The sequence below is a fragment of the Acidilobus saccharovorans 345-15 genome, assembly GCF_000144915.1.
GTDB lineage: Archaea > Thermoproteota > Thermoprotei_A > Sulfolobales > Acidilobaceae > Acidilobus > Acidilobus saccharovorans.
This window is the reverse complement of the sequence record NC_014374.1, coordinates 398,160-414,052: the sequence shown is the minus strand read 5'-3', so window position 1 is coordinate 414,052 and position 15,893 is coordinate 398,160. Positions and strand designations below refer to the sequence as shown.

The following is a 15,893-nucleotide window of genomic DNA, read 5'->3' as shown; positions in this document are numbered from 1 at the left end:
GCCCCTGCAGAGGATGCCGCGTAGGTCTTATATATTTGGCATTATCCCCCGCGGCCCCTGAGCATTGCCCTGTAGTGAGAGTAAACGAGGCTTCCGTAGTCTACATACCCAGACACGATCTTTCCGAGCAGCACTATGGGGACCATAGCAACTATTATGTAAGCAGTCCTCCACAGCACCGCGTCTACTCCTTTGAGCACCAACGCTAAGGAGTACTCAACCCCTCCCTCGCCGCCAGGCGTGGGCACGTTGCCTCCTACATATGACATCATTAGGGCCTCGAGGTCTATAAGGAAGCCGTGAAGGCCTCCCAGAGTAAGCACATAGATAGAGAACGCCTCTATAATGTAGGAAGCCGCTGACACCAACAGCATCGGTATCATTGATCTCCTTGACGCTATAATATGGCTTAGGGAATCCCGCATGTTCTCGATTTCCCCCTCTATTAATCTCGCAGCGTTAGAGTTCAACCTCCTTGAGACCTCTGATAGAAACCAGGTCGTGAGCCTTCTCGATATCACCATGGCCCAGATAACTATGATAGTTATCGAGATCAGCAACACCACCACAGACCTAGGCATGAGTGACCAGGCAAAGTACAAGGATACGGCGGCTGGCACTACGGAGTCTATGAACGTGGCTGAGAGCGCTACCGACAGCGCTTCTGGAGGAGGCGCCCCCGTGGCGCTGCCTATTATTGCGGTGGCCGTAGGTATGGCCCCTGAGAACGCGGGCGTCAGCATTCCTATGAAGAGGCTTGAGAAGTGGGCCTCCCAGGCTCTTAAGGGGGAAAGCCTCAGCCCTCTCGACCTGGCAGCTATGACAAACCTGACGCTTTTCAGGGACTCCTCGAGAAATATGATGGCGGCAGCTATGAGAACAGCGTCATAGCTGCGCGACAAGTAGTATACTACGTGCTCGAGACCGCCTCCTACTATATTAAAGATTGCGAGCACTAGAAGCGCAAAGAGTATAACTATAAAGACCAGGTACCTCTTAGCGCTTCCCGAGCCGTTAACTTTAGGCTCCACGCTGCTCCACAGCCCTAGCAGCCTCCTCGGCCTTCCTCTCTATATACCCTATGATCCACTTGACCGCTGCCCTCACTAGGAAGTACCTGGTTCCCTTAAGGTAGAACCTATCCACTATATCCCTGGCCCAGTAGGCGCTGTGCCTGAGCGTGGCCCTGAGGAGCTCCACGTGCTCAGGCCTCACCATGTTCCTCCTGAACCACTCCATGTTCTTGAAAGCCCCCATGGGCACGAAGAACATGGGCACTATAAGGCTCCTGTAAGGCCTCAACTTCTCCACGAGCTCGGTAGTGGCTACTACGTCATCAGGCTCCTCGCCCGGCTGGCCAATTATTAATGTGGCGGCGGGGATCACGTTGTGTTCATGCATTATCGCGAACGCGTCCTCCACGACTTCTGGGTACTTCTCAGTTGGGTAGGGGGCTGACTTGGCTGGCATGACCTTCCTGGCGAGCTTGACGCTGCCCGTCTCCAGGCCAACCTCGACGCCCAGGTACCTCTGCTTCTCGCTTGAGAACATTATCTCGGTCAGCTTAGATATGAGCTTGTAGTTGTCCTCAGCGTACTTTATGGCCGCCAGGCTCGCGTGACTCCAGCCTATGGGTTCATCGGTAAGCTGCCTCACCGCAGTGTGAAGCTTTAGCAGGCCCTCAGGTCTTGGTTTTATGCCATCAGCGTAGTAGAGGAGAACGTCCTCGCTGTGGAGTATAATGCCCTTCTCGCCCTCGCTCATGTTAACCTTTATTTCACTTATTACGTCGTCGACCGGTATGAACCTCCACGGCCTTAGGGTCACGCTGCAGAACTTGCACCCCCTTGGGCATCCTCTCATGATCTCCACTAGTCCATTGACGCTGGCGTGCTTTATCTTAGGTATTTCATCCGCAGTTGCGGGCGTGTCATAAGGCCCTACATATATGTAGTCTGGAAGCTCCTGGCCCTTGATGGCCCTGTCCACTACCTCTGAAACCACCCTGTCAGCCTCGCCGTCAATTACCGTGTCAACGCCCCACTTCTTCCACTCGTCAGTGCTCCAGAGCCACTGCCAGGCCGCGGGGCCTCCAACTATTATCTTGACACCCCTCCTCTTGGCCTCCCTGACGGCCGGGCTCTCCATGAACCTCCTGAAGCTGACCCTGTTGAAGGGCTCCCTGCCCGTTATAGTCCACCACTCGCTGCTGGGCGGCCCATAGGCGAAGAAGTCGTGGTGGCCTATCATGAGGACCTTCATTGTGTCCAGGTGTTTGCTTATATGGTCAGGGTCCACGACTGCAGCGTTAAAACCAGCGTCGACCAGGGCGGCCTCTATCTTCCTGAGTCCGTAGGGCGCCACCTTAGGCCTTCCCAGGCTGTCTACCTTGGGCTTTGGTGCCGCTATCCACCTCCATACCCACTCAGGGACCCCAAAGGCGGGCCCCGTCGTCATGAACCCCAGGAACTCGTGATGATGATGATCGGTCATCATGCTTCTATCCGTAGTTATCACAACATCGAATGTCAAGCTATCTCCACCTCCTTCTCCTTAAAGATTACTATGGTTTGAGCTATGAAGCCAGCTATGACTTCTCTGGCCTTTACCATATAGTCGACGTCATCTGATTTAACTATGATAGCTACCCTTTTGGCTCCCTTCTTCAGGCTGTCGGCCAGCATTTTCCTGAGATCGTCCTCTCCCTGGACCTTTGGGTCCCATCTAATTATATGATAACTATTAATATCAAGTGTAAACTTCTTCTGTTGCACCTGCAAATGCTATCTCCGCCTTCCATAACTGAAGGGCACCTATAAAAAGGTCCTCTAATATTAGTATTAATCTAATTTATTTTTATCTTTGTTTTTATTTTTAATCTAAAGAGCTCCATTTTATTAGGCCCGACACAGGAGGAATATTGGAGGTGCGCTTAGTTGGCCGAAAACAACAGCAACCAAAACCAACAGAGGCCTCCATCTAAAGAAGTCGTCCTAAGGGTCTCTGAGACCAAGCCAAGGGACTCAGGCAGAAAGAGGGTAAGAATAGACATCGATATAATGAAGGAGCTGGGCGTTGAGGCTGGTGACATAGTAGAGATAGAGGGCAAGAAGAAGACAGCCGCCATAGTGTGGCCAGCGCTGCCCGAGGACGCAGGGCTTGACATAATAAGGATGGACGGCAGCCTCAGGAGGAACGCGGACGTCAACATAGGTGACAAGGTCATAGTTAGGAAGGCTGAGCCTAAACAGGCCATAAGGGTTAAGTTAGCGCCCACCATACACTCAATATCGATAGACGACAGCTTCAAGAAGTACGTGAAGAAGAAGCTCATAGGCCTTCCGCTCGTTGAGAACGACATAGTTCAGATACCTGTAATAGGGCAGGCCGTGCAGCTGGTGGTAATAGATACCAAGCCAAGGGGCGTCGTGGTGGTAACTGAGAAGACCGCTGTTGATGTGTTGGAGAAGCCTATAACCACCTCGTTCCCAAAGGTTACATATGAGGACATAGGAGGCCTGCATGAAGTCATAGCCAGAATTAGGGAGCTCGTGGAGCTGCCCCTGAGGCACCCAGAGCTCTTCAGCAGGCTTGGCATTGAGCCTCCCAAGGGGGTCCTGCTCTACGGGCCTCCAGGTACTGGGAAAACGCTCTTGGCCAAGGCCGTCGCCACCGAGAGCGACGCGTACTTTGTTGCGATAAATGGCCCTGAGATCATGAGCAAGTTCTACGGCGAGAGCGAGCAGAGGCTGAGGGAAATATTTGAGGAGGCTAAGAAGAACGCGCCAGCCATCATCTTTATTGACGAGATTGACGCCATAGCGCCGAAGAGGGACGAGGTCATAGGTGAGGTCGAGAGAAGGGTTGTCGCGCAGCTCCTGGCCCTAATGGACGGCCTTGAGGGGAGGGGGCAGGTCATAGTAATAGGGGCCACTAACAGACCCAACGCCATAGACCCTGCCCTCAGGAGGCCCGGGAGGTTTGACAGGGAGATAGAGGTACCGGTACCAGATAAACAGGGAAGGCTTGAGATACTTCAGATACACACCAGACACATGCCGCTGGCAGACGACGTAGACCTTGAAAAGCTGGCTGAGATGACCAAGGGCTACACAGGCGCTGACCTAGCGGCGCTGGCCAAGGAGGCAGCCATGCACGCCCTAAGGAGATACCTGCCTGAAATAGACATAGACCAGGAGAAGATACCTACGGAGCTGTTAGAGAGAATGGTAGTCACAATGCAGGATTTCCTTGCGGCGTTCAAGGAGGTAACCCCCAGCGGCCTGAGGGAGATAGAAGTTGAGGTGCCTGAGGTTCACTGGAGCGACATAGGCGGCCTCGAGGACGTTAAACAGGAGCTCAGGGAAATAGTTGAGTGGCCGCTGAAGTATCCCAACTCATTCAGCAGGCTTGGCATTGAGCCTCCAAAGGGCGTGCTGCTCTTCGGCCCGCCGGGCACCGGGAAGACAATGCTTGCCAAGGCGGTGGCCACCGAGAGCGGGGCCAACTTCATAGCCATAAGGGGGCCCGAGGTGCTGAGCAAGTGGGTCGGCGAGAGCGAGAAGGCCATAAGGGAGATATTCAAGAAAGCCAGACAGTACGCGCCGGCTGTCGTGTTCTTCGACGAGATAGAGTCGATAGCGAGCCTTAGGGGAACCGAGGAGGACAGCAACGTTGGCGAGAGAATAGTGAGCCAGTTGCTCACAGAGATAGATGGGATAACCAACCTTGAGAACGTGGTAGTAATAGCGGCCACCAACAGGCCTGACCTCGTGGACCCAGCCCTGCTCAGGCCTGGCAGGTTTGAGAAGCTCATATACGTGCCTCCGCCAGACGAGAAGGGCAGACTGGAGATCCTGAAGATACACACGCGCAACGTGCCCTTAGCTGAGGACGTCGACTTAGCCGAGCTGGCAAAGATGACCAACGGCTACACCGGCGCAGACCTAGCCGCGCTTGTGAGGGAGGCGGCGCTCACCGCGCTGAGGGAGGATATAAACTCCCCGATAGTGAAGTTCAAGCATTTCGAGCAGGCCCTTAACAAGGTCAGACCCAGCGTGACTAAGTATATGATAGACTTCTACCTTAGGTGGCTCGAAACTGCAAGGCAGATAAGCGTGTCATCACAGAGGCCATCGCAGCCTTCTCTCTCGCTGTAATTATTCAAATCTAGAGAAAGGCCGACGACCTTTACGGCCTTAACCTTAAGCTGCCGCTGCTCCCTTTCATTATAACACGTTATAATTAAAAGTAAAATTTTAAACTACTCTCAGGTAAGTTAATCTGTTTGGAGGACAGCGTTAAGCTACTCCGCAGACGGTGAACAGGGTTGTCCGTATGGTACAATCAACCTCTAATAAACATAGTGTATGAAACCCTGAGGGAGATGACTAGCGATGGCAAAGTTCCAGTGACTGACGAGGAGGTGTTATCCTACCTTATCAAGAATGGGTACTCCATTTCCTTGGCTGACCTGACAAAGATTCTCCTCAAACTTGAAATTATGGGACTTGTCAGGGTAAGCTCCAGCACAAAGGAGGACAGACAGATAGAGTTTGTAGGACGTCATGGAAACGCTGAGGAGGCCAAAAGCGTAGAAGAGCAGCAAACATAGATAGCTTCGCAGGCTCCTAACATACAAGGGGGCCTCCGTGGGCGTTAACATTAGGGACATAATACCTGACCAAGCGAGGCGCGAAGTCGACCTGAAGGCGCTTAAGGGCTATGTGATTGCCCTAGACGGCTACAACATGCTTTACCAGTTCCTCTCAGCAATAAGGCAGCCCGACGGCACCCCACTCAAGGACTCGCAGGGAAGGGTCACAAGCCACCTGAGCGGGCTCTTCTACAGGACTATAAACCTCGTGGAGGAGGGCCTGAAGCCGGTCTACGTCTTTGACGGCAAGCCGCCGGAGATGAAGAGGAAAGAGATAGAGGAGAGGGTCGCGAGGAAGAAGGAGGCCGCGGAGAAGTATGCCAAGGCCAAGGAGTCCGGCTCCATTGAGGAGGCCAGGAAGTACGCCCAGGCGACCTCTGAGCTCTCCAGCGACATGGTAAGCGAGGCCAAGAGGCTGCTAGACTATATGGGCATACCATGGGTTCAGGCGCCAGCTGATGGGGAGGCGCAGGCGGCTCACCTGGCTCAAAAGGGCGACGCCTGGGCCGCGGGGAGCCAGGACTATGACAGCCTGCTCTTCGGCGCCCCCAGGCTGGTCAGGAACCTGGCAATAACTGGTAAAAGAAAGCTGCCTAACAAGGACGAGTACGTCGAGGTTAAGCCTGAGATCATAGACCTCAACGCCATGCTTAAGGCGCTGGGCATAACTAGGGAGCAGCTAATACTCCTGGGCATACTGGTAGGGACGGACTTTGACCCAGACGGCATCAAAGGCTATGGACCTAAGACTGCCCTTAACTTCGTCAAGGGCGTGAAGGACGTCACCAAGGCTCTGGAGTCCATAAAGTCGCAGCTTCCTGGAGACGTCGACCCCTTTAAGATATTTGATTACTTTGCTAAGCCTCCAGTGAGCTCCGACTACAGGATACTTTTCAAGGAGCCCGACGTTGAAAAGATTAAGGAGCTGTTGGTCAGAGAGCATGACTTCAGCGAGGACAGAGTTGTCAAGGCTGCTGAGAGGCTTGCTAAGGCATTCAAGGAGAACCTGAGGGGGAAGCAGTCCAGGCTGGACATGTGGTTTGGCTGAACTCCTCCCAACACTAGGGCGAGTTCTTTGACGCCTAGAGAGTCCATCATGGTTAGAGCGGTCCTCGCTGCCTAGAATCATCGCCTCGCTCAGGGCCGCGTGCTAACCCCAGCATAGAGCCCGTCAAGACTTTATAAGCTCCCTGCCCCTGAGGGCAGGGCTTCTCATAAGAGTCCGCGGCCTGCCGCTTAGCTACCTATGCGACGCAGGACGTCCGAGAGCTTTGTCTTATCTATCTTGCTCTCCTCAAGGTCCCGAGGACGGCCTGGCACAGTTACGTTCTCGTACTCTATGTAGAGGTCGCTGCCGCTCAGCGACTTGAAGACGGCCTTGGTGCTCTGCTCTAACTCCGATATCCTCCACCTCTCATTCGAGGGCAGCTTAGCTATATAGTAGGTCGAGCCGTCAGGCGCGTAGTAGGTGTTCACGGAGAGCACCTGGGAGGGCAGCAGGCTCTCTATGAGTTTCCTTGGGTCATTTGAGCCCGGCACGACAAATATCCTCCTAATGTTAAGGCTTGAAAGCTCCTTCTCCAGGGCCCTAGCTAACTGCCTGCTAACCACAGTAACATTGTCTAGCACTATGTAAAGCGTATCCCCCACTATCACGGACTTTCTGTAGGAGGCGTTCTTCAGTTCCCTAAAGTTTGACTCGAGGTTCAGAAGGGCCCTCATCACATCGACTTCCCAGCCTTGGTACTTTCCAGAGTCTATCTTAGCCTTGCACTTGTCACAGAGCACCCCGCTCTTGACGCAGATCTTGTCTAAGGGTATCTGCATATTCTGTTACACCAAAGAGCTACATGTGAGCAGGAAAGCTTAAACGTTTACTTTAAAATTAATGCTGTAACCGAGGGCCCTTAACTAAGGTTAGGCGCAGGCCCCAGTGCTGGCTTGCTATCACTTCGTCTGGGCAGCCCTGAGTAGGCCCACATAGGGTGGGCTGGGTGACAGGGGCCTGCTCTTGAACTCTGGGTGGGGCTGCGTGCCTATGAAGAACTTGTGCTCCTTGCGCGGCAGCTCTGCCGCCTCAACTAGGCCCTGCGGGCTCCAGGCACTTACTATAAGGCCCGCCTCGACGAGCTTCTCAACATACTTAGGGTTAACCTCATACCTGTGCCTATGCCTCTCATATATCACGTCCCTACCGTACAGGTCATAGAGCTGGGTGCCTTTGACTAGGTTTATCTGTGAGGCTCCAAGCCTTAGCGTGCCTCCAAGCTCCTTAACGTCGCGCTCCCATGGAAGCAGGTCAACCACAGGGTAAGGGGTGCTTGGGTCTATCTCCGTGCTATTTGCATTCTCGAGACCTACCACATCACGGGCAAACTCCACCACCGATAGCTGGAGCCCAAAGCAAATCCCTAGCGTTGGTATGTTATTCTCCCTCAGGTACTTAATGGCCCTTATCTTGCCCTCTGCGCCGCGCTTCCCAAAGCCGGGCAGCACAACAGCGCCGTCGACGGTCGACAGAACATCCTCAACCTTTATCTTGCCCTCCTCAACCTCTGTAGCCTCGACCCAGACTAAGTTCGGCTTAACGCCAACTGCAACCCCGGCGTGCCTCAGCGCCTCAACTATGCTGAGGTAGCTGTCCCTCAGCTTGGTATACTTGCCCACCATGGCTATGTTGACGGTCTTCTCGATGCTCTTGAGCCTGTCGACAAAGGATTTCCAGGCCTCAAGATCCGGCTCCCTGTCCTGAAGGCCCAGCCTCGACAGTAGCCTGGCCGCATAACCCTGGGACTCAAGGAGCAGTGGGACCTCATAGACATAGTCTACATCGTGATCACTTATCACGTCCGAGGGAGATAGGTTAGAGAAAAGCGCTATCTTCTGGCGGGACTCAGCCTCAAGGGGCCTTGGACTTCTAACCACGACCATGTTGGGCTGGATCCCTATCCTGCGAAGCTCGTAAACGCTGTGCTGCACAGGCTTTGTCTTCTGCTCTCCCGTGGTGCTCAGCACTGGGGCCCAGGCAACGTGAACGAATGCCACGTTGTTTGAGCCTAGCTCAACATACATCTGCCTGGCCGCCTCTAGGAACGGGAGCCCCTCTATGTCGCCTACAGTGCCGCCGATCTCTACAACTAATACGTCAACTCCAGTCTCGCGGGCAACTGAAGATAAGCGCTGCTTTATCTCGTCAGTTATATGAGGTATTATCTGCACAGTCTTGCCTAGGTATTCGCCCTTCCTCTCCTTCATTATGACGTTGTAGTAGACCTGGCCAGTAGTTATGTTGTGTTTCTTGCTTAGGTTCTCCCCAAGGAACCTCTCATAATGGCCTAGGTCTAGGTCGGTCTCACCGCCATCTTCAGTGACGTAGACCTCGCCGTGGGCGTACGGATTCATAGTTCCTGCGTCAACATTAAGGTAGGGGTCAACCTTAACTATGCCAACCCTGTATCCACGGGACTTAAGCAGAAGGCCCGTGGAGGCCGACACTATGCCTTTGCCTATGCCTGACATCACGCCGCCAGTTATGAACACGTATTTCGTCTCTGGCACTGTGCCTCCTGGTCTCTGGACTAGTAGCTCTTTTAACGGTAAGCGCTCCAGCCGCGGTTAGAGCAAGGTGGGATGATGCAGATCCTGTATTATCTCATAGCTTCAATAATACTGGCAGAACTAATAATTATAGTGGTCCAGACGGTTAGGCTAGCCCTGGCCCAGAGGTCCTTGAAGACCCTGGAAATGAACATAGATAAGCTCGCTGATGCCAGAGCCCGAGAGATGGCCGCGGCCATAGTAGATAGGGCCAGGGAGGACGCCGCCAAGAGAAGTTCGGCCGTCACTGCAGGCAAGATATATGAGCAGCTCGCCCCTATTTTGCCTGGATTTAAGTTCAACCCAAAGGACGTGAGGTTCCTCGGAAGCCCAGTAGACTTCGTAGTATTTGACGGGCTTGAAGATGGTAAGAGAGTTTATGTAAGGTTTGTTGAGCTTAAGAGCGGCGATTCGAAGCTGACCGACAGGGAGAAGGCAGTCAAAGACGCTGTGGAGAGCTGCAGGGTCTCGTTCGAGGTTGTTAAGGCTGAGGACCTTCTAAGGCGCTAACAGTTATAACTAAAGCAGAAAAGTTCAGGCCACTTTGAAGGTTTCGGTGGGCTCCACGACCAAGTACTACATTGAGACCTATGGCTGCGCCCTGTCGGAGTTCGACAGCGAGATAATGAGGAGCATCCTTAGAGGTGCCGGCTATGAGGAGTGCAAGGACCCGAGGGAAGCAGATGTAATAATAGTTAACACCTGCGCAGTGAGGCTCGACACGGAAGCCAAAATAGTGAAAAGGCTTAAGGAGTTAAATGGCCTGTCGCTTCAGGGCAAGAAGCTCGTAGTGAGCGGCTGCCTCTCCAAGGCTAGGCCCTCCCTGATCCTGAGGACAGCCCCTGCAGCCAGCCTGGTATCTCCTCAGAACGTGACTAGAATACTCGACGCGGTCACTCTTGATAGGCCCATCTACATGCTAGATGGTGAGAGAGATGTAAACTTCTTGCCAAAGCCTCCAACGAGGGACAGCGTAGCCACGGTAATGATATCCGAGGGCTGCCTTGAGAACTGCAGCTTCTGCGAGACCAAGCTGGCAAGGAGGTACCTGAAGTCATACCCTCCTAGGGCCATAGTCAGTATAGTTAGGGACCTGGTGCAGGGCGGGGCAAGGGAAATTAGGCTCACCGGGCAGGACGCGGCAGCTTATGGCGTAGACCTGCCCGGCAAGCCAAGGCTTCCCGACCTCATAGCGGATATACTTGATAAGGTGCCAGGCGAGTACAGGCTCAGAATTGGCATGATGACGCCGAATCAGGCCATGGAGATAATTGATGACCTGCTGGACGTTTACCGCGATGGACGCGTCTTCAAGTTCTTTCACATACCTGTCCAGAGCGGCGACGACCGCGTGCTTAAAATAATGAACCGCAGGTACACCGTGGCTGAGTTCAAGGAACTTCATAGCAAGGTTAAAGCTAAGTACCCATCCTCGCTCTTTGCCACAGACATCATAGTAGGCCATCCAGGCGAGGATGAAGGGGCTTTTATGAACAGCGTCAGGCTGGTGGAGGAACTCAAGTTTGAGAGGGTCTACCTCGCCCAGTATAGCATAAGGCCCAGGACAGCCTCGGCCTCCATGCCTCAGGTGCCCGAGCCTGTCAAGAAGGAGCGGAGCCTGAGAATACAGGAAGTAATTAAGAAGATAGGCGTTGAAATTTACGGCAGTTACGTGGGTGGCAGGTTCAGGGGGCTGTTGGCGTCGAGAGGTTTCAGGGAGGGCTTCAGCACAGTAAGACTTGACAACTACTTCCCTGTGGCGGTGCCAGCGAGCACGTTAAGAAGTTACGGAGAGTTCGTAGACGTTAAGATCACGGGCGCCACATACTTTGACCTGAGGGGAGTTATCGTAAGTTAGCCTTGCCCTTCCTGAGCTCTTTAATGCCTCTGTACCTCACCCTCACCACGTCAAGTCCTGCATGGACAGAGGCCAACTGAAGGGCATAATCGTCCGTCACTACAGAAACCCTGTTGCCGCAATCCCTTAGCTCTATGGCTAGGGAGAGCACGCTTAGGTCGGCGGCGCTCAGCTTTCCGAGCACTCCGGCAGCTCTGGCGTACTCTAAGGCCTTACTTCTCGATTCCGCTGAGGGCGTGATGACAAGGAGTTTCCCAGCCCCAGCGGAGAGATCTAAAGCCGCCCTCGACTCCTCATCTCTGACTTCCTCGTAGACCTCCTCAGTGGTGACGCACGTCAAGGGCAGGTGCAGCTGGACTGATGCCAGCAGCGCAGCTGTGTCTAGCACAGCTGCGCTGACGCCTTTACCAATAGCTGAGCAGACGGGCGAAGAGCCTCTCGTAGTAGTTTGACCACCACTCAAACCTGGCCACCTTCAGGGGGACCTCGCAGGGATAAATGTTAACCCTGTCACCTGGCCTTAGGTTAACCTTGACTTGGCCATCAAGGACCAGGTAAGCGGGCCCGCTTTCGTCCCTCATTATTATGCTGAGCCTGTTGCTCCTAGACATAACCACAGGTCTTAAGAATAGCTGCACAGGATTGAGGGGCGTTATGATAATTACGTCAAGCCGAGGGTCCACTATGGGCCCCCCAGCATTAAGGCTATATGCTGTGGAGCCCGTTGTAGTGGATATTATGAGCCCATCGCCGTCAACTCCCATAACCCTTTCCCTAAGCTTCTCCTCATCATGATAGACGTCAAGCCTGACCATGGAGCCCTCCGAAGTAAATATGACGACATCATTTACGGCGCAGGGGAGTTGATTACCGTTCACGTAAGCTTTGATGCGCTGGTGGAGCACCAGTTCATACTTGTCGTTAACGAAGTCCCTAATTCTCTCGCTCAGCACTGACTCATCGACGTCTAAGAGGAAACCGCGCTTGCCTGCGCGCACTGCAAGGAAAACAACTTCGTTGCTCCCAGACCTTATCGCTGCCCTGAGCAGGGTCCCGTCGCCGCCTATCACTATCACCTTATGCGGCGGATCGCGTTCTATGTTAAAGGTTCCCAGCTTCCCCAAGGTGTTACTGTATGCAGCGGCGGTCTCCGCCTCAACAAGGGGCTCCACCCCGAGCTGCCTAAGGACCTCCGCTGCCTTTAGTGCAAGGCCCTCAGCAATGCCACTTGATGGCCTAGCAACTATTCCAACCGCCTCCCTTTCTGTCAAGCCGCCTCACTTACTGCCGCAGATATCTCACTTACAGCCAACCCTTATTACTTGCGTCCCCGACATTTAATGAAACCCTGGGAGGCCGAGGCTGGCGGCCACGGGCCCGAGAGGGCCTGAGGAAACACCGCCCTCCCAGCGGCAGCCGGACCCCGCAAGGGGCCAGGGCAGGCCCCTGGGCAACGGCACAGAGACGACACGGCCCCCACGGCATGGCGATGACTCCGCGAGGCGGGCCTGGCGACAGGCCCGCAGTAACCGGTCGAGGACCGCGGGGGATGCGGTGAAACGGCCGTCCCCGGCGGAGCAAGGCCAGGGCCTGTGAGGGGCCGCGGGAGGCCCTGGAGACCGCTGAGTCAAATGCCGCCGAAGTACAGAAGGCGGGTTATAGCCTCGGCCTCCCAGGTGCTGCTAACTTGGCCAGTGAATATCATGACTGCATAGCAATTAAGCTAACGGACGCCGACAGGACGCTGAAGATGCTCAGGCTAGCAGGGCTCCTGACCAACTTAAAACCCAGAAGGCTTGGAAGTGATGAGCTTGCAGTGCCAGTTAACAATGTCGAGAGGGCTATCTCTGCGCTTTTAACCGAGGGTATAAGCGCCAGGCCCTGCAAAGAAACATTCGATGTCAAGGGGAGACCCAGCAAGCTCTCCGACGAAGTGCCAGGGCTATCCGGCTTCCTAATTATAGGCAGCATTGTTTTATTGAACTACAATTCCAGCGTCGGGATTCCAGCTTACGTAAGGGCCGCCGAGGCGATTTCGAGGATGTATCCTAGGGTGACCTCAGTGTTTCTAAAACTTGGAACTACTGGCGAGCTGAGGCTCCCCCAGCTGGTGCTCATATACGGTGATGGCAACACTATTACTATAACCAAGGAGTCAGGCCTCAGGCTCTACGTGGACGTCGCCAGGACGTACTTTAACCCCAGGCTTTCCGGGGAAAGGCTTAGGATATCATCGCTAGTAGAAAGCGGCGAGAGGGTGCTTGACATGTTCTGCGGCGTAGCGCCTTTTTCACTGTTAATAGCATCCAGGAGGAGGGCCTCAGTGATAGCTAATGACCTTAACCCCTACGCAGCTGCCCTGGCAGGCGCTAATGCCAGGCTTAACAGGAAGCTGCTTAAGGGCAACGTAACTATTACGAGGTCCGACGCCAGCGCCCTGCCATCACTGCTTAAGGGAGGCTTTGACAGGATAATAATGAACAACCCTACTTCTTCGCCTAAGTTCATAGAGGCTGCCTGCCAGCTTTCCCTCGCAAGTGGATCCATACTTCATGTTTACTATCTAGCTGAAAGTGAAGACCTAGCAATCAGGGCAATAGCTGAGGAGGCTTCGAGAACCTGCAAGGAGTTCACAGTTGTATCTTCGCGCAAAGCCATAGAGTACAGTCCCTCCAAGTCCATATACGTGGTTGACCTTGAAGTAAAGGGTTATGCGAGACGCCCTAACTCGCTCAGCCTCTAGATGGCCAGGAGAAACGCAAGGACTCCGCTCATGAACACCCCATCAAATACCCCAGCGCCGCCTATACTTAGTACCGTGGCCGTTAGATTCCTGTAGCTCCGCGATAGCCTAATGACGTCAGCTCCAAGGAGGCTGCCCAAGGAACCGCCTATGTAGGCGGCGGCCGCCGCCGGGACTCCAAAGCCGCTTGTAGCTATGGCAACAAAGGCCGCTATTAAGGGCGGGATAAAGGCGGGCACCACAATGCCCACGCCTGGCATAGGCCTTGAAAGTGCGTATGTAACAGCTGCGACTACTATTACATCTATGGCAGCGGAGGCCACGAACATGCCCTTATAGGGAGAGTTGACCAGCAAATATGAGAATATAGCGGATGTGGTTATCGGCACAAGGGCGCCGCCCACATTCATGGCTAAAAGCGTCTTCACCTCGCGCATCCTAAGCCTCGGTATCGGTATTGGTATTCCAAAAAACTCTACATAGTTAAGCTCGATTTCACTGGCAATGACTCCAGTGTTAAGCTTCTTAATTACAAGGTTTATGAAGCTCAGTATAGGACTTAACACTATAAGTGCTATAGCTATCGACGCCAGCTCTAAGGAGTCACTGCTATAAGAGACCTCTGCAACGTAGAGCGGAAACCTCGAGAAGAGGACTGCTAAAATCAAGGCCACTGCAAGGTAAGCCCATAGGAACATTGGATGCGTTGGGTAAGTTATCAGCACTTTCCTGTTCTGTATTTCATCCCTATCCATTAAGTCGCGCTCCCAGGCCAACTAGATATTCAAAGATTTAAAATTTAAGATCCGAGTTACTTGCAGTTGAATAGGTTGTCTACAATTTCCTTAGGCAGGGTAAGGTAATATCGACCCTAAAGATGTAACTACCTTGCCGTCCTAGAATAAATATGAGCAAGGGGAATCATCTATGATACTCAGCGACAGGGACATCGAGACACTCATAAGGGCAGGGGAGCTGGGCATAGAGCCGCTGGACGACGAGGTCATAAGGGAGAACGGCCTTGACCTCAGGCTGGGGAGCACCTACTGTGAGTTCAGGAGCACCGGAACCGTGCTGGATCCCAGGTCGCCAGGGGACCCAGGAGAGTTCTACGACTGCAGGGATGCTGGGGAGGGAGGAAGCTTCATCATTGCGCCTCACAGGCACTACCTGCTTCACACGGCGGAGTACATAAGGCTGCCGCCCTACGTGGCGGGCCTCGTGAACCTCAGGAGCACGTGGGCCAGGACGGGCATATACATACCCAGCACCGTCGTTGACGCTGGCTTTGAGGGGCAGCTAACCATAGAGGTCATAGGGAGCGAGTTCCCAGTGAAGCTCTACGTGGGCGACAGGTTCCTGCACCTTGTGCTAGTCAAGATGGAGACCCCCTCGACGAGGCCCTACAGCGGGAGGTACAGGGGGCAGAAGGGGGTCAGGCTCCCGCAGTTCTTTGGGGAAATGCAGGCGAAAACGTGACAGCCCATGTTACTACTCACAGTGGTATACCATGGAAAACTCAGACCTCCCTCAGCTCAGCACTTAAATAGGGCTGCTAAAGTTAAGCCTTTGTTGGTGTCGGCCAATGGTTTCCAGGAAGAGCTACCTAGAGGGCTTAAGCCTAGTGCTCAGGGAGGCCTGGTCAAGGCCTAAGTACAGGGCCGTGTTGATTCTAGTGGCCCTAGTCTCCCTGGCAGCAGCCATAGCAACTGGGCTTGCCGTCTCCCACGCTCAGGCTGCCGCCACTGCCGACCAGGCGTCGCCCTACTACATGTCAGTTGTCGGTAAGGCCATCGGAGCCGGGCTAGCTGTGGGGCTCGCCGGTATCGGAGGCGGCTATGCAGTAGCCGTCGCCGGAGCGTCAGCTATAAGCGCTGTCGCCGAGAAGAGGGAGATATTCGGAACGGCTTTCCTCTTCGTCGTGCTCGGCGAGGGAATTGCAATCTATGGGCTGTTAGTGGCTATAATAGTGGTGTTCGTGCTGCCTACAGCCTAAGCCTGGCCCCTTTATGATTTTTTATAAGTTAGCTCTACCTTTT

General features: G+C 53.9%; 16 protein-coding genes and 1 other RNA gene. 9 read left to right on the top strand and 8 right to left on the bottom strand.

What is annotated here, in order from left to right; genetic code table 11:
- Window positions 1-41: 41 nt before the first annotated feature.
- Genes ASAC_RS02105 through ASAC_RS07755 form a run of 3 tightly spaced genes read right to left on the bottom strand, consistent with a single transcriptional unit; the run spans window position 42 to window position 2,780 of the window.
- Window positions 42-1,031 (bottom strand): flippase-like domain-containing protein, encoded by a 990-nt coding sequence (locus ASAC_RS02105; RefSeq protein ID WP_013266328.1) that lies wholly within the window; start codon window positions 1,029-1,031, stop codon window positions 42-44.
- Entirely contained in the window at window positions 1,021-2,496 is a 1,476-nt protein-coding gene (locus ASAC_RS02100) for a B12-binding domain-containing radical SAM protein (RefSeq protein WP_420805105.1), read from the bottom strand. The genes ASAC_RS02105 and ASAC_RS02100 overlap by 11 nt, the downstream gene beginning before the upstream one ends.
- A 32-nt stretch (window positions 2,497-2,528) precedes the next feature.
- Entirely contained in the window at window positions 2,529-2,780 is a 252-nt protein-coding gene (locus ASAC_RS07755; protein WP_148217107.1) for a hypothetical protein, read from the bottom strand.
- A 156-nt stretch (window positions 2,781-2,936) separates the two neighbouring features.
- Between ASAC_RS07755 and ASAC_RS02095 the strand changes: the two genes are divergently transcribed.
- The 3 genes from ASAC_RS02095 to fen all read left to right on the top strand — a co-directional run bounded on the left by ASAC_RS02095 (window position 2,937) and on the right by fen (window position 6,704).
- A complete protein-coding gene (locus ASAC_RS02095; protein WP_013266325.1) occupies window positions 2,937-5,159 on the top strand; it encodes a CDC48 family AAA ATPase in 2,223 nt (740 codons plus the stop codon).
- Window positions 5,160-5,329: 170 nt separating this feature from the next.
- Window positions 5,330-5,614, top strand: coding sequence for a hypothetical protein (locus ASAC_RS02090; RefSeq protein ID WP_048812736.1), 285 nt, complete (start codon window positions 5,330-5,332; stop codon window positions 5,612-5,614).
- A 37-nt stretch (window positions 5,615-5,651) separates the two neighbouring features.
- Window positions 5,652-6,704 (top strand): flap endonuclease-1, encoded by a 1,053-nt coding sequence (gene fen / locus ASAC_RS02085; protein WP_013266323.1) that lies wholly within the window; start codon window positions 5,652-5,654, stop codon window positions 6,702-6,704.
- Between the two features lie 188 nt (window positions 6,705-6,892).
- On the opposite strand, the gene ASAC_RS02080 is transcribed toward fen, so the two are convergent.
- Together ASAC_RS02080 and ASAC_RS02075 are read right to left on the bottom strand one after the other, a co-directional pair.
- Window positions 6,893-7,483 (bottom strand): transcription elongation factor NusA-like protein, encoded by a 591-nt coding sequence (locus ASAC_RS02080; RefSeq protein WP_013266322.1) that lies wholly within the window; start codon window positions 7,481-7,483, stop codon window positions 6,893-6,895.
- 120 nt (window positions 7,484-7,603) lie between these two features.
- On the bottom strand, window positions 7,604-9,214 hold the full coding sequence (locus ASAC_RS02075) for a CTP synthase (protein ID WP_013266321.1): 1,611 nt from the start codon (window positions 9,212-9,214) through the stop codon (window positions 7,604-7,606).
- Between the two features lie 75 nt (window positions 9,215-9,289).
- Here ASAC_RS02075 and ASAC_RS02070 point away from each other — a divergent pair, with 75 nt between their 5' ends.
- Both ASAC_RS02070 and ASAC_RS02065 read left to right on the top strand, forming a co-directional pair.
- Complete coding sequence (locus tag ASAC_RS02070) at window positions 9,290-9,763, top strand: Holliday junction resolvase-like protein (protein WP_158303780.1); 474 nt, start codon at window positions 9,290-9,292, stop codon at window positions 9,761-9,763.
- 34 nt (window positions 9,764-9,797) lie between these two features.
- Window positions 9,798-11,111 carry a tRNA (N(6)-L-threonylcarbamoyladenosine(37)-C(2))-methylthiotransferase gene (locus ASAC_RS02065; protein ID WP_013266319.1) on the top strand — a complete coding sequence of 438 codons (1,314 nt, stop codon included), beginning with the start codon at window positions 9,798-9,800 and terminating at the stop codon, window positions 11,109-11,111.
- Here ASAC_RS02065 and ASAC_RS02060 read toward each other — a convergent pair.
- Both ASAC_RS02060 and ASAC_RS02055 read right to left on the bottom strand, forming a co-directional pair.
- Window positions 11,098-11,499: a PIN domain-containing protein gene (locus ASAC_RS02060; RefSeq protein WP_013266318.1), complete on the bottom strand. Its 402-nt coding sequence runs from the start codon at window positions 11,497-11,499 to the stop codon at window positions 11,098-11,100. The genes ASAC_RS02065 and ASAC_RS02060 overlap by 14 nt on opposite strands.
- A gap of 16 nt (window positions 11,500-11,515) precedes the next feature.
- The gene (locus ASAC_RS02055) at window positions 11,516-12,382 is read right to left on the bottom strand and encodes an NAD(+)/NADH kinase (protein ID WP_013266317.1); all 867 of its coding nucleotides are present in this window, start codon (window positions 12,380-12,382) and stop codon (window positions 11,516-11,518) included.
- An 82-nt stretch (window positions 12,383-12,464) separates the two neighbouring features.
- On the opposite strand from ASAC_RS02055, the gene rnpB reads away from it, so the two are divergent.
- Both rnpB and ASAC_RS02050 read left to right on the top strand, forming a co-directional pair.
- An RNA gene (rnpB, locus tag ASAC_RS07660) (RNase P RNA component) lies at window positions 12,465-12,782 on the top strand.
- Window positions 12,783-12,798: 16 nt separating this feature from the next.
- Window positions 12,799-13,854 carry a class I SAM-dependent methyltransferase gene (locus ASAC_RS02050; RefSeq protein WP_013266315.1) on the top strand — a complete coding sequence of 352 codons (1,056 nt, stop codon included), beginning with the start codon at window positions 12,799-12,801 and terminating at the stop codon, window positions 13,852-13,854.
- On the opposite strand, the gene ASAC_RS02045 is transcribed toward ASAC_RS02050, so the two are convergent.
- The gene (locus ASAC_RS02045) at window positions 13,851-14,609 is read right to left on the bottom strand and encodes a DUF1614 domain-containing protein (RefSeq protein WP_013266314.1); all 759 of its coding nucleotides are present in this window, start codon (window positions 14,607-14,609) and stop codon (window positions 13,851-13,853) included. The genes ASAC_RS02050 and ASAC_RS02045 overlap by 4 nt on opposite strands.
- A gap of 172 nt (window positions 14,610-14,781) precedes the next feature.
- Here ASAC_RS02045 and dcd point away from each other — a divergent pair, with 172 nt between their 5' ends.
- Window positions 14,782-15,333: a dCTP deaminase gene (dcd, locus tag ASAC_RS02040; protein ID WP_013266313.1), complete on the top strand. Its 552-nt coding sequence runs from the start codon at window positions 14,782-14,784 to the stop codon at window positions 15,331-15,333.
- A 106-nt stretch (window positions 15,334-15,439) separates the two neighbouring features.
- Window positions 15,440-15,850, top strand: coding sequence for an ATP synthase subunit c family protein (locus tag ASAC_RS02035; RefSeq protein ID WP_013266312.1), 411 nt, complete (start codon window positions 15,440-15,442; stop codon window positions 15,848-15,850).
- Window positions 15,851-15,893: the final 43 nt, after the last annotated feature.